This is a genomic window from Streptomyces sp. NPDC052016, from assembly GCF_044548445.1.
Taxonomy (GTDB): domain Bacteria; phylum Actinomycetota; class Actinomycetes; order Streptomycetales; family Streptomycetaceae; genus Streptomyces.
Genome location: NZ_JBIUBX010000021.1, coordinates 123879 through 139640 on the forward strand (window position 1 = coordinate 123879; position 15762 = coordinate 139640).

The window sequence follows — 15762 nt, forward strand, 5'->3', positions numbered from 1 at the left end:
GTTCTCCTTGCCGAAAGGTCCGCGACTCCCCATGCCCGAGCTGGTGTTCTTCTCCGGAACCATGGACTGCGGGAAGTCGACGCTGGCTCTCCAGATCGAGCACAACCGCTCCGCGCGCGGCCTGCAGGGCGTGATCTTCACCCGTGACGACCGCGCGGGCGAGGGCAAGCTGTCCTCCCGCCTCGGCCTGGTCACCGACGCCGTCGAGGTCAAGGACGGCCAGGACCTGTACGCGTACCTCGTCGACCACCTCTCGCACGGCGGCCGCGCGGACTATGTGATCGCGGACGAGGCCCAGTTCCTCGCCCCGGAGCAGATCGACCAGCTCGCGCGCGTGGTGGACGACCTCGGCATGGACGTCTACGCCTTCGGCATCACGACCGACTTCCGCTCGAAGCTGTTCCCCGGCTCCCAGCGGCTCGTCGAACTCGCCGACCGCGTCGAGGTCCTCCAGGTCGAGGCCCTGTGTTGGTGCGGCGCCCGCGCCACGCACAACGCCCGCACCGTCGGCGGCGTCATGGTCGTCGAAGGCGCCCAGGTCGTCGTCGGCGACGTCAACCAGGCCGACACGATCGGCTACGAGGTCCTCTGCCGCCGGCACCACCGCCGCCGCATGACGTCGGCGACGGCGAAGGCGGCCGCACTGTCGCCGGACGTGCTGCCCGTACAGCAGGTCTAGGGCGGGCGATCGTCCCGCCGGCCGGCCGTAGGGTCAGCGCGGATCCTGGATCAGTGCGAAGCGGGCCCCTTCGGGGTCCGCCACGGTCGCCACGCGTCCGTGCGCGCTGTCCCGGGGCGGTCGCAGGACAAGCCCTCCGAGGCCGACGACCCGTGCGGCCGCCTCGTCCGCGTCGCCGACCTCGAAGTAGGTCATCCAGTGCGGCCCCCGGTCCCTGGGCAGGGCGCTGCCGACGCCGTCGATGCCGGCGACCGGGCGGCCGGCGACGTGCAGGGTGACGTAGTCGGAGTCGGCGGAGGCCATGGGCTCCCGCGCGAAGCCGAACACCGTCTCGTAGAACTTGGCGACGATCGCGGACTCGAAGGTCAGCAGCTCGTTCCAGGCGGGTGTGCCGGGCACCCCGGTGATGTCCGTGCCGAGGTGGGCGGACGCCTGCCAGATGCCGAAGACGGCGCCGGAGGGGTCGGAGCCGATGGCCAGGCGGCCGGCCTCGGCGGCGTCCAGCGGGCCGACCCCGATGGTGCCGCCGCACAGACGCACCGTTTCGGCGGCCGTGTCCACGTCGTCCGCGGCGAGGTAGGGCGTCCAGGCGACGGGGAGGTGGCGGTCCGGGGGCAGTTGGCCGATGCCGGCCACCTCCCGGCCGTCGAGCAGGGCCCGCACGTACGGGCCGAGGGGCCGCGGGCCGGGTTGGAACTCCCAACCGAACAGTTCGCCGTAGAACTCCTGGGTGGCGGTCAGTCCGTGCACCATCAGGCTCACCCAGCAGGGTGTGCCGGGTGCGTACCGGGCGTGTGCTTCGCCGTTCCCGTCGGCCGACCCACGTGCCTCGGTCATCGTCACTCTCTCCCCGGCCCTCGCGGTGGCCGCGTCGCTTCCGCCCTCCGGCCCTCGAGCCGATGCTCGCACCACCCGCGGGACCGCGCGCTCCGGGCGCGCCGCACCGGGTGCACGCCGGGAGGATGCCCGATGTGCTGTTGATCGTCCGCATCCGTGCGTTGGCCGACAGATGTCGATCGGCTGTACGGCACGTGCTCGGCCCCGTACGCCTTGTGACCGATCCTGTCCGGCGGAGCAGAGTAGCCGGACCCGGGCGACGGGGCCACCCCGTGCGCAAGGATGGTGGCCATGAACGCCATCATCACCGCAACCGAACTCGCGAGCGAGCTGACCGGGGACAACCCGCCGGTCGTGCTCGACGTCCGCTGGCAGCTCAGCGTGGCGAAGGCGGCCGGGGAGCCGCCGTTCGACGGCCGCGCCGCCTACGCCTCCGGGCACGTGCCCGGCGCCGTCTACGTCGACCTGGACCGGGAGCTGGCCGGCGCGCCCGGTGCGCGCGGCCGCCACCCGCTGCCGGATCTCGCGGTGTTCGGCGCCGCGATGCGTCGGGCGGGTGTGTCGGCGGCCCGGCCGGTGGTCGTGTACGACGGCGGGCAGGGGTGGGCGGCGGCCCGCGCGTGGTGGCTGCTGCGCTGGACGGGTCACCCGAACGTGCGGGTCCTCGACGGCGGGTTGCCGTCCTGGCGGGGGGACCTCTCGGTCGACGAACCGGTGCCCTCGGAGGGCGACTTCGACCCGGCGCCGGCGGTCGGCGGCCTGCTCGACGCGGACGGCGCGGCGGCGCTCGCCCGTTCCGGCGTGCTGTTCGACGCCCGCGCGGGCGAGCGGTACCGGGGTGAGGTCGAGCCGATCGACCCGGTCGGCGGGCACATTCCGGGGGCGGTCTCGGCGCCGACGACCGAGAACGTGGGCCCGGACGGCCGATTCCTGCCCGCCGAGGAGCTCGCGGACCGCTTCAAGGCGCTGGGCGCGTCCGACGGCACGGAGGTGGGGGTGTACTGCGGCTCGGGCGTCTCCGGCGCGCACGAGGTGCTGGCGCTGGCGGTGGCGGGCATTCCGGCGGCCCTGTACGTCGGCTCGTGGTCGGAGTGGTCGTCGGATCCGGCGCGGCCGGTTGCGACGGGCCCCGACCCCCAGTGAGCCGACGGCGTGGAGACGTGGGGGAGGGCCGCACCGAACAGATGCGGCCCTCCCGTACGTATGACTCCTTGTGCGAACCTACTTCCGCGAACCCTCGGCCGCCTCGGGCGAGTCGTCCCACGGCGACTTACCCGGCTTACTCCTGCTTCTTGCGCCGGGTGCCGAACACGATCTCGTCCCAGCTCGGCACCGCCGCGCGGCGTCCCGGGCGGACACCGTCGGCCTCGGCCTGACGGTCGGTGGCGCCGACCAGGCGATCCCGGTGGCTGCCGACCGAACGCGGCATGAGGACGTCGGCGTAGGCCGAACCGGCGGACGCGGCGGGCGCCGGGGGCTCCTCCGCGGCCGGCTCCTCGACGGGCTCCTCCGGCTCCTCCGACGGGCGTTCCGGGACGACCAGGTCGCCCCGGAAGCTCGGCACCGCCTCCAGCAGGCTGGTCAGCGAGTCCCGCTCCCGTTCGCCGGTGCTCTCCTCGGCCGGTTCGGACGCCTGCGCGGGCAGGCTCGGCCGTTCGAGAGCGCGGTCCATCGAACGGTCGCGCGGCAGCCGGGCGATGCGGGGGACGAACGGGAAGCTGGGCTCGGGAGCGGCCAGGTCGTCGGACTCGCCGATCAGCGAACGCGCCTCGTCGTCGACGGCCTGGACGAGCCGCCGCGGCGGGTCGTACGTCCAGCTCGCCGAGTGCGGTTCACCGGCGACCCGGTAGACGAGGAGGACCTCCCACGTGCCGTCGTCGCGCCGCCAGGAGTCCCACTGCACGGTGTCCTTCTCGGCGCCGCGCAGCAGCAGTCGCTCCTGGACGGCCTCGCCGAGCTGGGGACCGGCGGCGTTCTCACCGGGCCGGCGGACGGGCGTCTTGCGGGCGCGCTCGGCCATGAAGGCACGCTCGGCCAGCACGGGGCCCTCGAAGCGTCGGACGCGGTCGACGGGGATGCCCGCCATCTGCGCGACTTCCTCCGCCGTGGCGCCGGCTCGTATACGCGCCTGGATGTCACGGGGGCGGAGATGGCTCTCCACCTCGATCTCGATCTGGCCGAGGCGGGGACGGTCGCCGCGGACGGCGGCGCGCAGACGCTCGTCGATCGGAAGCGTGTACTCCGTGCTGTCCGCAGCCTTCAGCACCAGCCGTGTGCCGTCATTCGAGACGGCCACGACACGCAGTTCGGGCATGGGGACCTCCCGGGTGGTGCCTGCCGACGTCACGTGCGTCGCTGCTTCCGCTAGTCGAGTGTGGCCTGCCCGGGTGCAGCCTGCCACAACCTTGCCGAGTTGCCCGGCGTGTCGGGCAGGGGCCCTGGGCCGCCGTTATGGCACGGTTACCTATTCGCCACGCTAAGTGACCAAAATCGTCACCCTGTGCAACCAGCCCCCTCCCGGCGGTCCAGCGAGGCCCCGGACGCCCTGGCGGGAGACCGGACCCAGGGCTCGCAACAGTACTCCATTTGGGCCACGTGCGTGGATTGGCACGCCGCCCAACTTCTGGCAAGGGGTGCGACTTGGCCGTCCGTTGCCCGGTTTTCGCGATCTTGAACGTGGCGAAGTTCACGCAACCCGCCGAAACGGAACCAGGCGCCCCCCGCGCCCGCTACGCCCCCAGAACCCTCCTCAAGTAGTCGTTCTGGAACAGACGATCGGGATCCAGCCGGTCCCGCAGTGCCGTGAACTCCTCGAAGCGCGGGTAGACCTCGGCGAAGTACGCCGCGTCGCGCGTGTGCACCTTGCCCCAGTGCGGCCGGCCCTCGTGTGCGGTGAAGATGCGCTCGGCGGCGGTGAAGTACCCCTGGTACGGCGTGCCCTTGACCATGTGGACGGCGATGTAGGCGCTGTCGCGGCCGGAGGCGGTGGACAGCGTGATGTCGTCGGCCGGTGCGGTGCGCACCTCGACCGGGAAACTGATCCGCAGTCCCGAGCGGTCCACCATGGACTTCAGTTCGCGCAGCGTCCCGGTCACGGCCTCGCGCGGCACGGCGTACTCCATCTCCACGAACCGCACGCGGCGCGGGGAGGTGAAGACCTTGAAGGGGATGTCCGTGTAGGTGCGCGCGGACAGGGCCTTGCTGGAGACACGGGCGATCGCCGGGATGGTGGCGGGCACCGCCCGGCCGACCCACTGGGCCGCCTGGAAGACGCCGTTGGAGAGGAACTCGTCCTCGAACCAGCCCGCGAGCTGTCCCACCGGCCGGCGGGGGCCGGCGCTGCGGTTGTTGCGCTTGGTGTTGGTGCTGCCGGTGTGCGGGAACCAGTAGAACTCGAAGTGCTCGTTCTCGGCCCAGAGTTCGTCGAAGTCGGCGAGCACCTCGTCGAACGGCATCGGCTCCTCGCGCGCGGTGAGCAGGAAGAGCGGCTCCACGGCGAACGTGACGGCGGTGACGATGCCGAGCGCGCCGAGGCCGATCCGCGCCGCCGCGAAGACCTCCGGGTTCTCCTTCTCGGAGCAGGTGAGGACCGAGCCGTCGGCCGTGACCAGCTCCAGGGCCCTGATCTGGGCGGCTATCGAGCCCGACTCGCGGCCCGTGCCGTGGGTGCCGGTGCTGATGGCCCCGGAGACCGTCTGCTCCATGATGTCGCCCATGTTGGTGAGCGACAGGCCCTCGCGCGCCAGGGCCAGGTTGAGTCGCTTGAGCGGGGTGCCGGCCTCGACCGTGACGGTCATGTTCTCGCGGTCGACGTGACGGATGCCGGTCAGCAACTGAGGCCGGATCAGCACACCGTCCGTCGCGGCGATCGACGTGAAGGAGTGCCCGGTGCCGACCGCCTTGACCCTCAGCCCGTCCTCCGCGGCCCGTCGCACCGCCGCGGCCAGTTCGTCGACGGAGGCGGGCGTGACCTCCCGCGCGGGGCGCGCGGCGACGTTGCCGCCCCAGTTACGCCACGTGCCGTTCTTCCCGCTCGCTGTGCTGCTCAACGGTGCCTCCCCGACCCGGAGCCGGCCTGAGCCGGCGGTACCCCAGGAAACCGACCGCGGCCGCGACGGCCCCGGACACCGCCGGAACCCCGTACCCGGCCCGCGCGCCCGCCGCGTCGATGACCCAGCCGGCGATGGACGAGCCGAGCGCGACGCCGACGGCCAGCCCGGTGCTCACCCAGGTCATGCCCTCGGTCAGTTGCGCGCGCGGTACGTGCTCTTCGATGAGGGACATGGTCGTGATCATCGTGGGAGCGATGGCCAGGCCCGCAACGAACAGCGCCACGGCCAGAAACGGCAAGTTCCCGACCAGTAGGAGGGGGATCATACTCACGGCCATCATGAACACGCCGAGCAGCCAGCGGCGCTCCGGCGCTCCCCTGAGGCGCAGCAGGCCGAACACCAGACCCGCCGCACAGGAACCCGCCGCGTAGAGCGCCAGGACGACGCTCGCGGCCCCCTTGTGGCCCTGCTCGTCGGCGAAGGCGACGGTGACCACGTCCACCGCGCCGAAGATCGCCCCGGTCGCCACGAAGGTGGCCACCAGCACCTGCAGGCCGGGCGAGCGCAGGGCCGTGCCGCCGCCGCGCTTCTCCCGCGGGTGCGGCTCGGGCTCGGTGGCCCGCTGGGCCGTCAGCCAGAAGACGCCGACGGCCAGGAACACGGCCGCCAGCAGCGGCCCCGCCTCGGGAAACCACGCGGTGGACAGCCCGATGGAGATGATCGGCCCGAAGATGAAGCACACCTCGTCGACCACGGACTCGAAGGAGTACGCGGTGTGCAGCTGGGGGGTGCCCCGGTACACGGCCGCCCAGCGGGCCCGGATCATCGCGCCGAGGCTCGGCACGGAGCCGATCCCGGCGGCGCACACGAACAGCACCCAGTCAGGCCAGTCGAAGTGCGCGGCCAGCAGCAGCCCGGCCGACGCGGCGAGCGCGACCAGCGTGGCGGGGCGCAGCACCCGGCGCTGCCCGTACTGGTCCACCAGGCGCGAGATCTGCGGCCCGATCGCCGCGGCGGCCAGCGCGATGGTCGCCGACAGAGCACCCGCGAGGCCGTAGCGCCCCGTGAGCTGCGACACCATCGTGACCACGCCGATGCCCATCATCGACAGCGGCATCCGGCCGAGGAACCCCGCGGCGGAGAAACCCTTGGAGCCGGGGGCGGCGAACAGGGCGCGGTAGGGGCTGGGCACGGAGGTCTCCGGTGGGTCCGGTCACGCGTGCGGGGCAGCGCGGCACGGCGTGGAAGGCGGCTCTGGGGGCTCGGTGAAGCGGTGCATGGCGCGCGACAGGGGCGGTAAGGCGTGAATGCCGCTCATACAGCTTACGGAGTTAGGCAACCCTAACGCACGCCTTTCCACCCCCTCGCGGCAGGCGGCTCTCCGGGCGGCGCCCCCGTTCCGCCGGTACCCAGGCGGCTCACTCGAGGGCTCCGCCGTCCGGCACCCCGCCGTTTTCCGGCTGTCAGTGCAGGGTGGCAGGATCAAGACATGCCAGACGCGCTCGATCCCACCCCCTACGACGCCCTGCTCCTGCTCTCCTTCGGCGGCCCGGAAGGCCCGGACGACGTGGTCCCGTTCCTGGAGAACGTGACGCGCGGGCGCGGCATCCCCAAGGAACGCCTCAAGGAAGTCGGCCGGCACTACTTCCTGTTCGGCGGGGTCAGCCCCATCAACGACCAGAACCGCGCCCTGCTCGACGCCCTCCACAAGGACTTCGCCGACCACGGCCTGGACCTGCCGATCTACTGGGGCAACCGCAACTGGGCCCCGTACCTCACCGACACCCTGCGCCGGATGGTCGCCGACGGCCGCCGCCGCATCCTCGTCCTCGCCACCAGCGCGTACGCCTCCTACTCCGGCTGCCGCCAGTACCGCGAGAACCTCGCCGACTCGCTGGCCGCCCTGGAGGCCGAGGGCCTGGAGCTGCCGAGGATCGACAAGCTGCGGCACTACTTCAACCACCCGGGCTTTTTGGAACCCATGATCGACGGCGTGGTCCGGTCGCTCGCGGACCTCCCCGAGGACGTGCGGGACGGCGCGCACATCGCGTTCACCACCCACTCGATCCCGACGGCCGCCGCCGACACCTCCGGCCCCGTGGAGGACCACGGCGACGGCGGCGCCTACGTCAGGCAGCACCTGGACGTGGCCCGGCTGATCGCCGACGCCGTCCGCGAGCGCACCGGCGTCGACCACCCGTGGCAGCTCGTCTACCAGTCCCGCTCCGGCGCCCCGCACATCCCGTGGCTGGAGCCCGACATCTGCGACCACCTGGAGGAGCGGCACGCGGCCGGCGTCCCGGCGGTCGTGATGGCCCCCATCGGCTTCGTCTCCGACCACATGGAGGTCCTCTACGACCTCGACACGGAGGCCAAGGCCAAGGCCGAGGAGCTGGGCCTGCCGGTGCGCCGCTCGGCCACCGTCGGCGCCGACCCGCGCTTCGCCGCCGCCGTCCGCGAGCTCGTCCTGGAGCGCGCCGCGGCCGAGAGCGGCCGGGACGTCACGCCGTGCGCCCTGGGCGCGCTCGGCGCGAGCCACAACCTCTGCCCGGTCGGCTGCTGCCCGGCGCGCGCGCCGCGGCCCGCCGCCGCGGGCGCCGACAGCCCCTACGCGTGAGGAGCGCCGTGACCGACCCCCTGCACACGGAGCTCCTCGAGCTCGCTCGGGAAGCCGCCCGCCGGGCCGGCGCGCTGCTGCGCGACGGCCGCCCGGCCGACCTCTCGGTCGCCGCCACCAAGTCCAGCCCCATCGACGTGGTCACCGAGATGGACATCGCGGCCGAGAAGCTGATCACCGGCCTGATCGCCGAGCACCGCCCCGACGACGGCTTCCTCGGTGAGGAGGGCGCCTCCAGCGAGGGCAGCAGCGGCGTCCGCTGGGTGATCGACCCGCTCGACGGCACGGTCAACTACCTCTACGGGCTGCCCACCTGGGCCGTCTCCATCGCGGCGGAACAGGACGGCGAGACCGTCGTCGGGGTCGTCGAGATCCCGATGCGCGGGGAGACCCACCACGCGGTGCGCGGCCGCGGGGCGTGGGCGACCGGCGCCTGGGAGGGGGAGCGGACCCTCGCCTGCCGACCCGCGGCACCCCTCGACCAGGCCCTGGTCTCCACCGGGTTCAACTACGTCACCGAGGTCCGCGCCCACCAGGCCGACGTCGCGCAGAAGCTGATCCCGTTGGTGCGGGACATCCGGCGCGGCGGCAGCGCGGCCGTGGACCTGTGCGACGTGGCCGCCGGCCGCCTGGACGGGTACTACGAGCGCGGACTGCACCCCTGGGACCTCGCCGCGGGCGACCTGATCGCCAGGGAGGCGGGCGCGCTGACCGGTGGCCGCCCCGGAGAGCGCCCCTCCCGCGATCTGACGGTCGCCGGGACCCCGGGCGTCTTCGAGCCCCTCCAGCGGCTCCTCGAGGACTTCGGCGCCTGGCACGACTGACGCGGGTACCGGCCCACGCGAAGGGGCCCCGGCGCTGGATTCGCCGGGGCCCCTCCGCATGCGTACGAACTGCTCAGACGCCAGACGCGCCGACCTCCACGCCGTGCTCGGCGGCGAGGCGGCGCAGGTCGTCGAGCTCGCCCTGCTCCACCTCGACGAGGAAGTCGTCGCCCTCGTCACGAGCCCGCGTCAGGTCGGACTCGGTCGCCTTTATGCGCTGCAGAAGTCCTGCGGTGAATGCGTCCATGCTGCGCCCCCTCGTCCTTGGGTCGTGGGTCGGTGGCACGGGGATGTGCCGGTTGGGAGGGGCGATCACGTCTCTCCAGCAGATGCCCGGCACGCTGCCCTGCCGGGCGGCGACGGTGCCGGACACCCACGCCCGCTCTGCGGCAAGCGGTCGGAGTACCGCATGTGCTGCGGCCCATGCAGAGCGTGATCGCGGGGTGTAAAACCCGTCCTCCCCCCGCTCCCTTCCGCAGAAACCTCAACCGCACGAGAAAATCTCGCGTTCCCGGGCTTCACACCTGTCCTTCATGGCCAGGCTCACCCGTCTTACCGCCGACTTATGGCCGAAAAGGGCAGGATGGAAGCACACACTCACTCGAACCCCTGCCCGCGTGCGCCCATGGAGCGCTACGCGGGTGGACACAGGAAGGACAAGCGACGTGCGCGTACTCGTCGTCGAGGACGAGCAGCTGCTCGCGGATGCGGTGGCCACCGGACTGCGCCGGGAGGCCATGGCCGTCGACGTCGTGTACGACGGCGCGGCCGCCCTGGAACGCATCGGCGTCAACGACTACGACGTGGTGGTCCTCGACCGCGACCTCCCCCTCGTGCACGGCGACGACGTCTGCCGCAAGATCGTCGAACTCGGCATGCCCACACGGGTGCTGATGCTCACGGCGTCCGGCGACGTCAGCGACCGGGTCGAGGGTCTGGAGATCGGCGCCGACGACTACCTGCCCAAGCCCTTCGCCTTCAGCGAGCTCATCGCACGCGTGCGCGCCCTCGGCCGGCGCACCAGCGTGCCGCTGCCGCCCGTCCTGGAGCGCGCCGGCATCAAGCTCGACCCCAACCGCCGCGAGGTCTTCCGCGACGGCAAGGAGGTTCAGCTCGCGCCCAAGGAGTTCGCCGTCCTGGAAGTGCTGATGCGCTCCGAGGGCGCCGTCGTCTCCGCGGAGCAGCTCCTGGAGAAGGCCTGGGACGAGAACACCGACCCGTTCACCAACGTCGTGCGCGTGACCGTCATGACCCTGCGCCGCAAGCTCGGCGAACCTCCGGTGATCGTCACCGTCCCCGGCTCCGGCTACCGGATCTGATCCCGTGGCCACGACACCCGCGCCTCCCCAGGCGCCCCCGAAACCCACCTGGGACCCCCGAAGGCCCCAGGCCCCCTTTCCCTGGCTGCGCCCGACCATCCGGATACGGCTGACCCTGCTGTACGGCGGGATGTTTTTGATCGCGGGCATTCTGCTGCTGTCGATCATCTATCTGCTCGCCGCCAACGCGCTCAACGTGGGCAGCGAATTGCCTTTCAAGATTCTCTCCGGGGAGGTCGCCAGCCAGAGCTGCAATTTCCCGAGTGAGCCGACGGCGACCGAACTCAACCGCGCGATGGCCGAGTGCGCCAACCAGCAGCGCCAGCACGCCCTGGACGACCTCCTCAGCCGTTCCCTCCTGGCGCTGCTCGGCCTCGCCGTGATCGCCTTCGCCTTCGGTTACGCGATGGCCGGCCGCGTCCTGAGCCCGCTCGGCCGGATCCTCCGAACCGCCCGCGCAGTGGCGGGCTCGGACCTGTCCCGCCGTATCGAGCTGGACGGACCGGACGACGAGCTGAAGGAGCTCGCCGACACCTTCGACGACATGCTGGAGCGCCTGCAGCGCGCCTTCACCGCGCAGCAGCGCTTCGTCGGCAACGCCTCGCACGAGCTGAGAACGCCGCTCGCGATCAACCGCACGCTCCTCGAGGTGCACCTCTCCGACCCGAACGCGCCCATGGAGCTCCAGCAGCTGGGCAAGACGCTGCTGGCCACCAACGAGCGCAGCGAGCAGCTCGTGGAGGGCCTGCTGCTGCTCGCCCGCAGCGACAACCAGATCGTCGAGCGCAAACCCGTCGACCTGGCCGAGGTCGCCGAGCAGGCCATCGACCAGGTGCACGGCGAGGCGCAGGCCAAGGGCGTGGAGATCCGCGGCACACGCGAGACCGCCGTCGTCCAGGGCAACGGCGTGCTCCTGGAGCGGATCGCCCTGAACCTCGTGCAGAACGCCGTGCGGTACAACGTGCCCGATGACGGCTGGGTCGAGGTGACCACCGAGGTCCAGCACGGCCAGGCGGTCCTCGTCGTCTCGAACACCGGGCCGGTCGTGCCGGCGTACGAGATCGACAACCTCTTCGAGCCCTTCCGGCGCTTGCGCACGGAGCGGACGGGAAGCGACAAGGGGGTCGGGCTCGGCCTGTCCATCGTGCGGTCCGTGGCCCGGGCGCACGGCGGGCACATCGCGGCCCAGCCGCGCGAGGGCGGAGGGCTCGTGATGCGCGTCACCCTGCCCGTCTGAGATCATGTCGCCGACACACGCGGGGATGTTCGCTTTGCGCGGAATTTTCGGGGCTGTGACCCAGCTCCCTCGTGTGTGATCGATCACAAGGGCGATTTTCCGGCCATCTACTCTCAGTGATCATGAAGGCCTTCGGAAAGCCCGGAAACTCCGGGTTTTCGGGGGTCCTGATCACGGGAAGTACACGGTGAGGCGCCTTTGAAGTGCGACATTCGGACCGTGTACGGTCCCGATCGCCATCCAACGCGATCACTCGTGAGGAGTCCGGTTGGGTGTCGATTGAGTAACAGACCTTGATGTGAGGCAAAATCTCCGCCTCGAGGCGGGCACAAGTCCGGCCTCTCACGCGTTACGTGCGCTGGAGACACCGCAGACACCCAGAGGGGGAGAGGCGAAATGGCTACCGATTACGACACCCCACGCAAGACCGACGACGACGTGGATTCCGACAGCCTTGAAGAGCTGAAGGCCCGGAGGAACGACAAGTCCGCCTCCGCCGTCGACGTCGACGAGTTCGAGGCCGCGGAAGGCCTGGAGCTCCCCGGCGCAGACCTTTCCAACGAGGAACTGGCCGTCCGGGTGCTGCCCAAGCAGCAGGACGAGTTCACCTGCATGAGCTGCTTCCTGGTGCACCACCGCAGCCAGCTGGCCCGCGAGAAGAACGGCCAGCCGATCTGCCGCGACTGCGACTGAGGGCGGGTCGGCCGTGACTGGCTCGACCCCTCCTCGGAAGCGCCGCTTCCCTCTGAGGGCAGCGGACAAGGGGCCGTCCGATGGCTCCCAAGGCGTGCGTGACGACGAGCGGGGCTCATCCGGCAAGGGAGTGGTCCCTGCGGGATCGGCCTCGCTCGAGCCGACGGGCGAGGGTGATACCCCCGTTCCGGCCCAGGGCGCCGCGCCCGTCGCGCAGCGACGGGCGGCGGTGATCCGGCACAAGGCCGTGGACCTGGCCAGGGAAGGCGTCCGCAAGGGCGGCAGCCGGGCCCGGGCGGGCGTGGCGCACCTCACCGACCGGATCATCGAGATCGCCCCCAGGATCCCCGTACGGGACCTGCAGACACTCCGCCGGCAGTTCCCCGGCCTCGGGCCGGAGCAGATCGCCGACAAGCTGGTGGCGGGCGCGGCGAACGCCACGTCCACCGTCGGGGCGGGCGTCGGCGCGGCGGCCATGCTTCCCGTGCCCCCCGCGATGCCGGCCGAGATCGCCGCGGAGATCACCGGCGTCGCCGCGATCGAGCTGAAACTCATCGCCGAACTGCACGAGGTGTACGGCGTGCGCCCGCAGGGGAACCTCGTGGACCGCAGTACCGCCTACCTCCACTCGTGGTCGGGCGAACGCGGGGTCGACATGCTGAAGCCCGCTTCGATCAACTCGGCCCTCGGCGGGCAGCTGAAGCGCGAGCTGCGTCAGCAGATCATGAAGCGCATGGTGCGCGACCTGCCGAACCTGATGCCGTTCCTGGTGGGCGCCGCGGTCGGCGCGCTCATGAACCGGCGGGACACCAGGAAGCTGGCCTCGAAGGTCCGGGCCGATCTGCGCAGGATGCAGGTGCCGTGGGACGCCCTGCCCGAACTCCCGCCGCTGGAGAAGCCGGAGAACCCGCTGCCCCTCGACGGCGGAAGCCCCGGGAGAACCGGGGACTGAGAAGTCTTTGCGCGGCGCGGGCTGAACCTTCGCCTACGCCGCGGCCTCCCGCGCCTCCCGGAGCGCCTGGGCCAGGCGCTCCGGCTCCCGGGTCGACAGATACAGGTACGGCGTCGGGTCGTCCGGGTCGGTCACCTCGACGCGCAGTGCCGTGGGCACGTAGGCGCGCAGCAACAGGAAGGCCCGGGTGTCCGCCTTGTACGTGCGCCAGGCGCGCGCCTCCTCCCGGTCCAGGACCTCCGCCTCGCCCAGCGCCGTGACCGGGATCTTCGCCTCGCCGGCGATCAGGGACCCGCCCACGACCCGGATGCGGACGGAGCCGTAGGAACTGGCCACGACCGCCGCGACGGCGGTGCCCCCGACCAGGCCGCCGAGCGTCGGCAGGGTGCCGAAGGGCAGCAGGATCAGGGCGAAGGAGACGCCCACGAGAGCCGAGACGAACCACCACGAGCGGGGGGCGGTGAGGCGTTCTTCGTAGGGGGTGGCGGAGAGCTGCATGGAGCCAAGCTTGGCACGGTGTCCCTGTGGGGCCATGGCCTGGGGGTCCGCCCGCAGCGCCGGCCGTCAGGGTGACGGACGGGCGGGTAAGGTCTGCGGCTGTGAGTGGTATTTCCGCAGCCCTGCAACCTCCGGCTGACGCCGTGAAACCCGTTCGGCACCCCGATGCTCCCGCGCCCGGCGAGCTTCTCGGCGCCCACTACGAACAGTGTTTCGGATGTGGCGGCGCGCAGCCGCACGGGCTGCACCTGGAGGCGCGGGCCGGCGAAGGCGTCGCCGTCACCGCCGAGTTCACTGTGCAGCCCGCCCACCAGGGTGCGCCGGGGCTGGCCCACGGCGGTGTGCTGGCCACCGCGCTCGACGAGACGCTCGGCTCGCTGAACTGGCTGCTGCGGACGATCGCCGTGACCGGACGGCTGGAGACCGACTTCGTGCGGCCCGTGCCCGTCGGGACGACGCTGTACCTGGAGGCCGAGGTGACGGCGGTGGCCGGGCGCAAGATCTACTCGTCCGCCACCGGGCGGATCGGTGGGCCCGAGGGGCCCGTGGCCGTCCGCGCGGACGCGCTCTTCATCGAGGTCAAGGTCGATCACTTCGTCGACCACGGCCGCAAGGAGGAGATCCAGGCCGCCATGAGCGACCCGGACCAGGTCCGGCGTGCCCGCGCCTTCGAGGTGAACCCGTGAGCCGTCCTCCCGTGAACGTCCTGATCCGGCGCGTCGACCCCGACGTACCGCTTCCGACGTACGCGCACCCCGGTGACGCGGGGGCCGATCTGCGGACCACCGAGAGCCGGGAACTGGCGCCGGGGGAGCGGGCCGTGCTGCCCACAGGGGTTTCCATCGCGCTGCCCGAGGGGTACGCGGCCTTCGTGCATCCTCGTTCGGGGCTGGCCGCCCGGTGCGGTGTCGCCCTCGTGAATGCCCCGGGGACGGTTGATGCCGGGTACCGTGGGGAGATCAAGGTGATCGTGGTGAATCTCGACCCGCGCGAGTCCGTGCGGTTCGAGCGCTTCGACCGGATTGCCCAACTGGTTGTCCAGCAGGTCGAGAGGGTCCGCTTCCAGGAGGTGGCGGAGCTTCCCGACTCGGCGCGGGCCGAGGGGGGCTTCGGGTCCACCGGTGGTCATGCCGCCGTGGACGGCGGGCGCGGCACAAGCGGTCAGGCCGCCATGGGCGGCGCGACGGGTGGGAATCGATACGCTTCGGTCGTATCCGACCGGGAAGGACAGTGACGTGTTCGGACGTCGCAAGAAGAAGGGTGCCGCCGAGGACGCGGCCGGCGAGGCCGAGCAGGTCGTCGACAGTGTCGACACTGAGGCGGACGAGGTGACGGGCGAGCGGGAGCGCGTGCGGCTCGAGCCCGAGCCGCGGCCCGACGGGCCGTGGGACAGCTCGGAGGTGCGCGACCCGGGTGAGGGCCGTGTGGACCTGGGCGGGCTCTTCGTGCCCGGGGTGGACGGCATGGAGCTGCGGGTCGAGGTCGCGGGCGACGCGATCGTCGCGGCCACCGTCGTACTGCGTGACAGCGCCATCCAGCTGCAGGCCTTCGCCGCGCCCAAGCGCGAGGGCATCTGGGGCGAGGTGCGCGAGGAGATCGGCTCCGGCATCACCCAGCAGGGCGGCATCGTCGACGAGGTCGAGGGCCCGCTGGGCTGGGAGCTGCGGGCGCAGGTGCCGGTGCAGCTGCCGGACGGCACGGGCGGCTTCCACGTCGTGCGCTTCGTCGGTGTGGACGGCCCCCGCTGGTTCCTGCGTGGTGTGATCTCGGGCCAGGGCGCGGTGCAGCCGCAGGCGGCCGGTCTGCTCGAACAGATCTTCCGGGACACGGTGGTGGTCCGCGGTGACGGCCCGATGGCGCCCCGCGACCCGATCGTCCTCAAGCTGCCGAACGACGCCCAGATGGTCCCCGAGGGCGTCCAGCAGGAGGACGCGGGCTCGCGCTTCTCCGGCGGCATGGGCCAGCTCCAGCGCGGACCGGAGATCACCGAGGTCCGGTAGACAGCCGCGGAAGCAGGGCCGCGTCCCCTCGACGAGGGGACGCGGCCCTTTCTG

Annotated in this window: 17 protein-coding genes; 11 read left to right on the top strand and 6 right to left on the bottom strand. The window is 71.9% G+C overall.

Annotation, left to right across the window (positions count from 1 at the left end):
- Positions 1-31 precede the first annotated feature (31 nt).
- Entirely contained in the window at positions 32-679 is a 648-nt protein-coding gene (locus ACIHAR_RS25625) for a thymidine kinase (protein ID WP_365458793.1), read from the top strand.
- Positions 680-712: 33 nt separating this feature from the next.
- On the opposite strand, the gene ACIHAR_RS25630 is transcribed toward ACIHAR_RS25625, so the two are convergent.
- Positions 713-1516 carry a VOC family protein gene (locus ACIHAR_RS25630; RefSeq protein WP_365458790.1) on the bottom strand — a complete coding sequence of 268 codons (804 nt, stop codon included), beginning with the start codon at positions 1514-1516 and terminating at the stop codon, positions 713-715.
- Positions 1517-1807: 291 nt separating this feature from the next.
- On the opposite strand from ACIHAR_RS25630, the gene ACIHAR_RS25635 reads away from it, so the two are divergent.
- Positions 1808-2659 carry a sulfurtransferase gene (locus ACIHAR_RS25635; protein ID WP_400022088.1) on the top strand — a complete coding sequence of 284 codons (852 nt, stop codon included), beginning with the start codon at positions 1808-1810 and terminating at the stop codon, positions 2657-2659.
- Positions 2660-2795: 136 nt separating this feature from the next.
- Here the strand turns inward: ACIHAR_RS25635 and sepH are convergent, their stop codons facing one another.
- The 3 genes from sepH to ACIHAR_RS25650 form a co-directional block, all read right to left on the bottom strand.
- Positions 2796-3830 (bottom strand): septation protein SepH, encoded by a 1035-nt coding sequence (sepH, locus tag ACIHAR_RS25640; RefSeq protein WP_365458782.1) that lies wholly within the window; start codon positions 3828-3830, stop codon positions 2796-2798.
- A gap of 415 nt (positions 3831-4245) precedes the next feature.
- Positions 4246-5565, bottom strand: coding sequence for a D-arabinono-1,4-lactone oxidase (locus ACIHAR_RS25645; protein ID WP_400022090.1), 1320 nt, complete (start codon positions 5563-5565; stop codon positions 4246-4248).
- Positions 5525-6760, bottom strand: a complete 1236-nt coding sequence (locus tag ACIHAR_RS25650) for an MFS transporter (protein WP_400022092.1) — start codon at positions 6758-6760, stop codon at positions 5525-5527. Before ACIHAR_RS25650 ends, ACIHAR_RS25645 begins: the two co-directional genes overlap by 41 nt.
- 297 nt (positions 6761-7057) lie before the next feature.
- Between ACIHAR_RS25650 and ACIHAR_RS25655 the strand changes: the two genes are divergently transcribed.
- Complete coding sequence (locus ACIHAR_RS25655; RefSeq protein ID WP_400022094.1) at positions 7058-8185, top strand: ferrochelatase; 1128 nt, start codon at positions 7058-7060, stop codon at positions 8183-8185.
- An 8-nt stretch (positions 8186-8193) separates the two neighbouring features.
- Positions 8194-9009 carry an inositol monophosphatase family protein gene (locus tag ACIHAR_RS25660; protein WP_400022096.1) on the top strand — a complete coding sequence of 272 codons (816 nt, stop codon included), beginning with the start codon at positions 8194-8196 and terminating at the stop codon, positions 9007-9009.
- Positions 9010-9082: 73 nt separating this feature from the next.
- On the opposite strand, the gene ACIHAR_RS25665 is transcribed toward ACIHAR_RS25660, so the two are convergent.
- On the bottom strand, positions 9083-9256 hold the full coding sequence (locus ACIHAR_RS25665; RefSeq protein WP_016824338.1) for a hypothetical protein: 174 nt from the start codon (positions 9254-9256) through the stop codon (positions 9083-9085).
- Between the two features lie 418 nt (positions 9257-9674).
- Between ACIHAR_RS25665 and ACIHAR_RS25670 the strand changes: the two genes are divergently transcribed.
- From ACIHAR_RS25670 to ACIHAR_RS25685, 4 genes are all read left to right on the top strand, one after another.
- The gene (locus tag ACIHAR_RS25670) at positions 9675-10328 is read left to right on the top strand and encodes a response regulator transcription factor (RefSeq protein WP_003993508.1); all 654 of its coding nucleotides are present in this window, start codon (positions 9675-9677) and stop codon (positions 10326-10328) included.
- A 4-nt stretch (positions 10329-10332) separates the two neighbouring features.
- Positions 10333-11565: a HAMP domain-containing sensor histidine kinase gene (locus ACIHAR_RS25675; protein WP_365458768.1), complete on the top strand. Its 1233-nt coding sequence runs from the start codon at positions 10333-10335 to the stop codon at positions 11563-11565.
- A gap of 396 nt (positions 11566-11961) precedes the next feature.
- The gene (locus ACIHAR_RS25680; RefSeq protein WP_003993510.1) at positions 11962-12258 is read left to right on the top strand and encodes a DUF4193 domain-containing protein; all 297 of its coding nucleotides are present in this window, start codon (positions 11962-11964) and stop codon (positions 12256-12258) included.
- Positions 12259-12271: 13 nt separating this feature from the next.
- On the top strand, positions 12272-13210 hold the full coding sequence (locus tag ACIHAR_RS25685; RefSeq protein WP_365458765.1) for a hypothetical protein: 939 nt from the start codon (positions 12272-12274) through the stop codon (positions 13208-13210).
- Positions 13211-13243: 33 nt separating this feature from the next.
- On the opposite strand, the gene ACIHAR_RS25690 is transcribed toward ACIHAR_RS25685, so the two are convergent.
- Positions 13244-13708 (bottom strand): DUF3093 domain-containing protein, encoded by a 465-nt coding sequence (locus ACIHAR_RS25690; RefSeq protein WP_365458762.1) that lies wholly within the window; start codon positions 13706-13708, stop codon positions 13244-13246.
- A gap of 101 nt (positions 13709-13809) precedes the next feature.
- Here ACIHAR_RS25690 and ACIHAR_RS25695 point away from each other — a divergent pair, with 101 nt between their 5' ends.
- The 3 genes from ACIHAR_RS25695 to ACIHAR_RS25705 are packed head-to-tail and all read left to right on the top strand — an operon-like array spanning position 13810 to position 15708.
- On the top strand, positions 13810-14394 hold the full coding sequence (locus tag ACIHAR_RS25695) for a PaaI family thioesterase (protein WP_365458759.1): 585 nt from the start codon (positions 13810-13812) through the stop codon (positions 14392-14394).
- Positions 14391-14942 (top strand): dUTP diphosphatase, encoded by a 552-nt coding sequence (gene dut / locus ACIHAR_RS25700; protein WP_384649628.1) that lies wholly within the window; start codon positions 14391-14393, stop codon positions 14940-14942. The genes ACIHAR_RS25695 and dut overlap by 4 nt, the downstream gene beginning before the upstream one ends.
- A gap of 1 nt (position 14943) precedes the next feature.
- Positions 14944-15708, top strand: a complete 765-nt coding sequence (locus ACIHAR_RS25705) for a DUF3710 domain-containing protein (protein ID WP_365458753.1) — start codon at positions 14944-14946, stop codon at positions 15706-15708.
- Positions 15709-15762 lie beyond the last annotated feature (54 nt).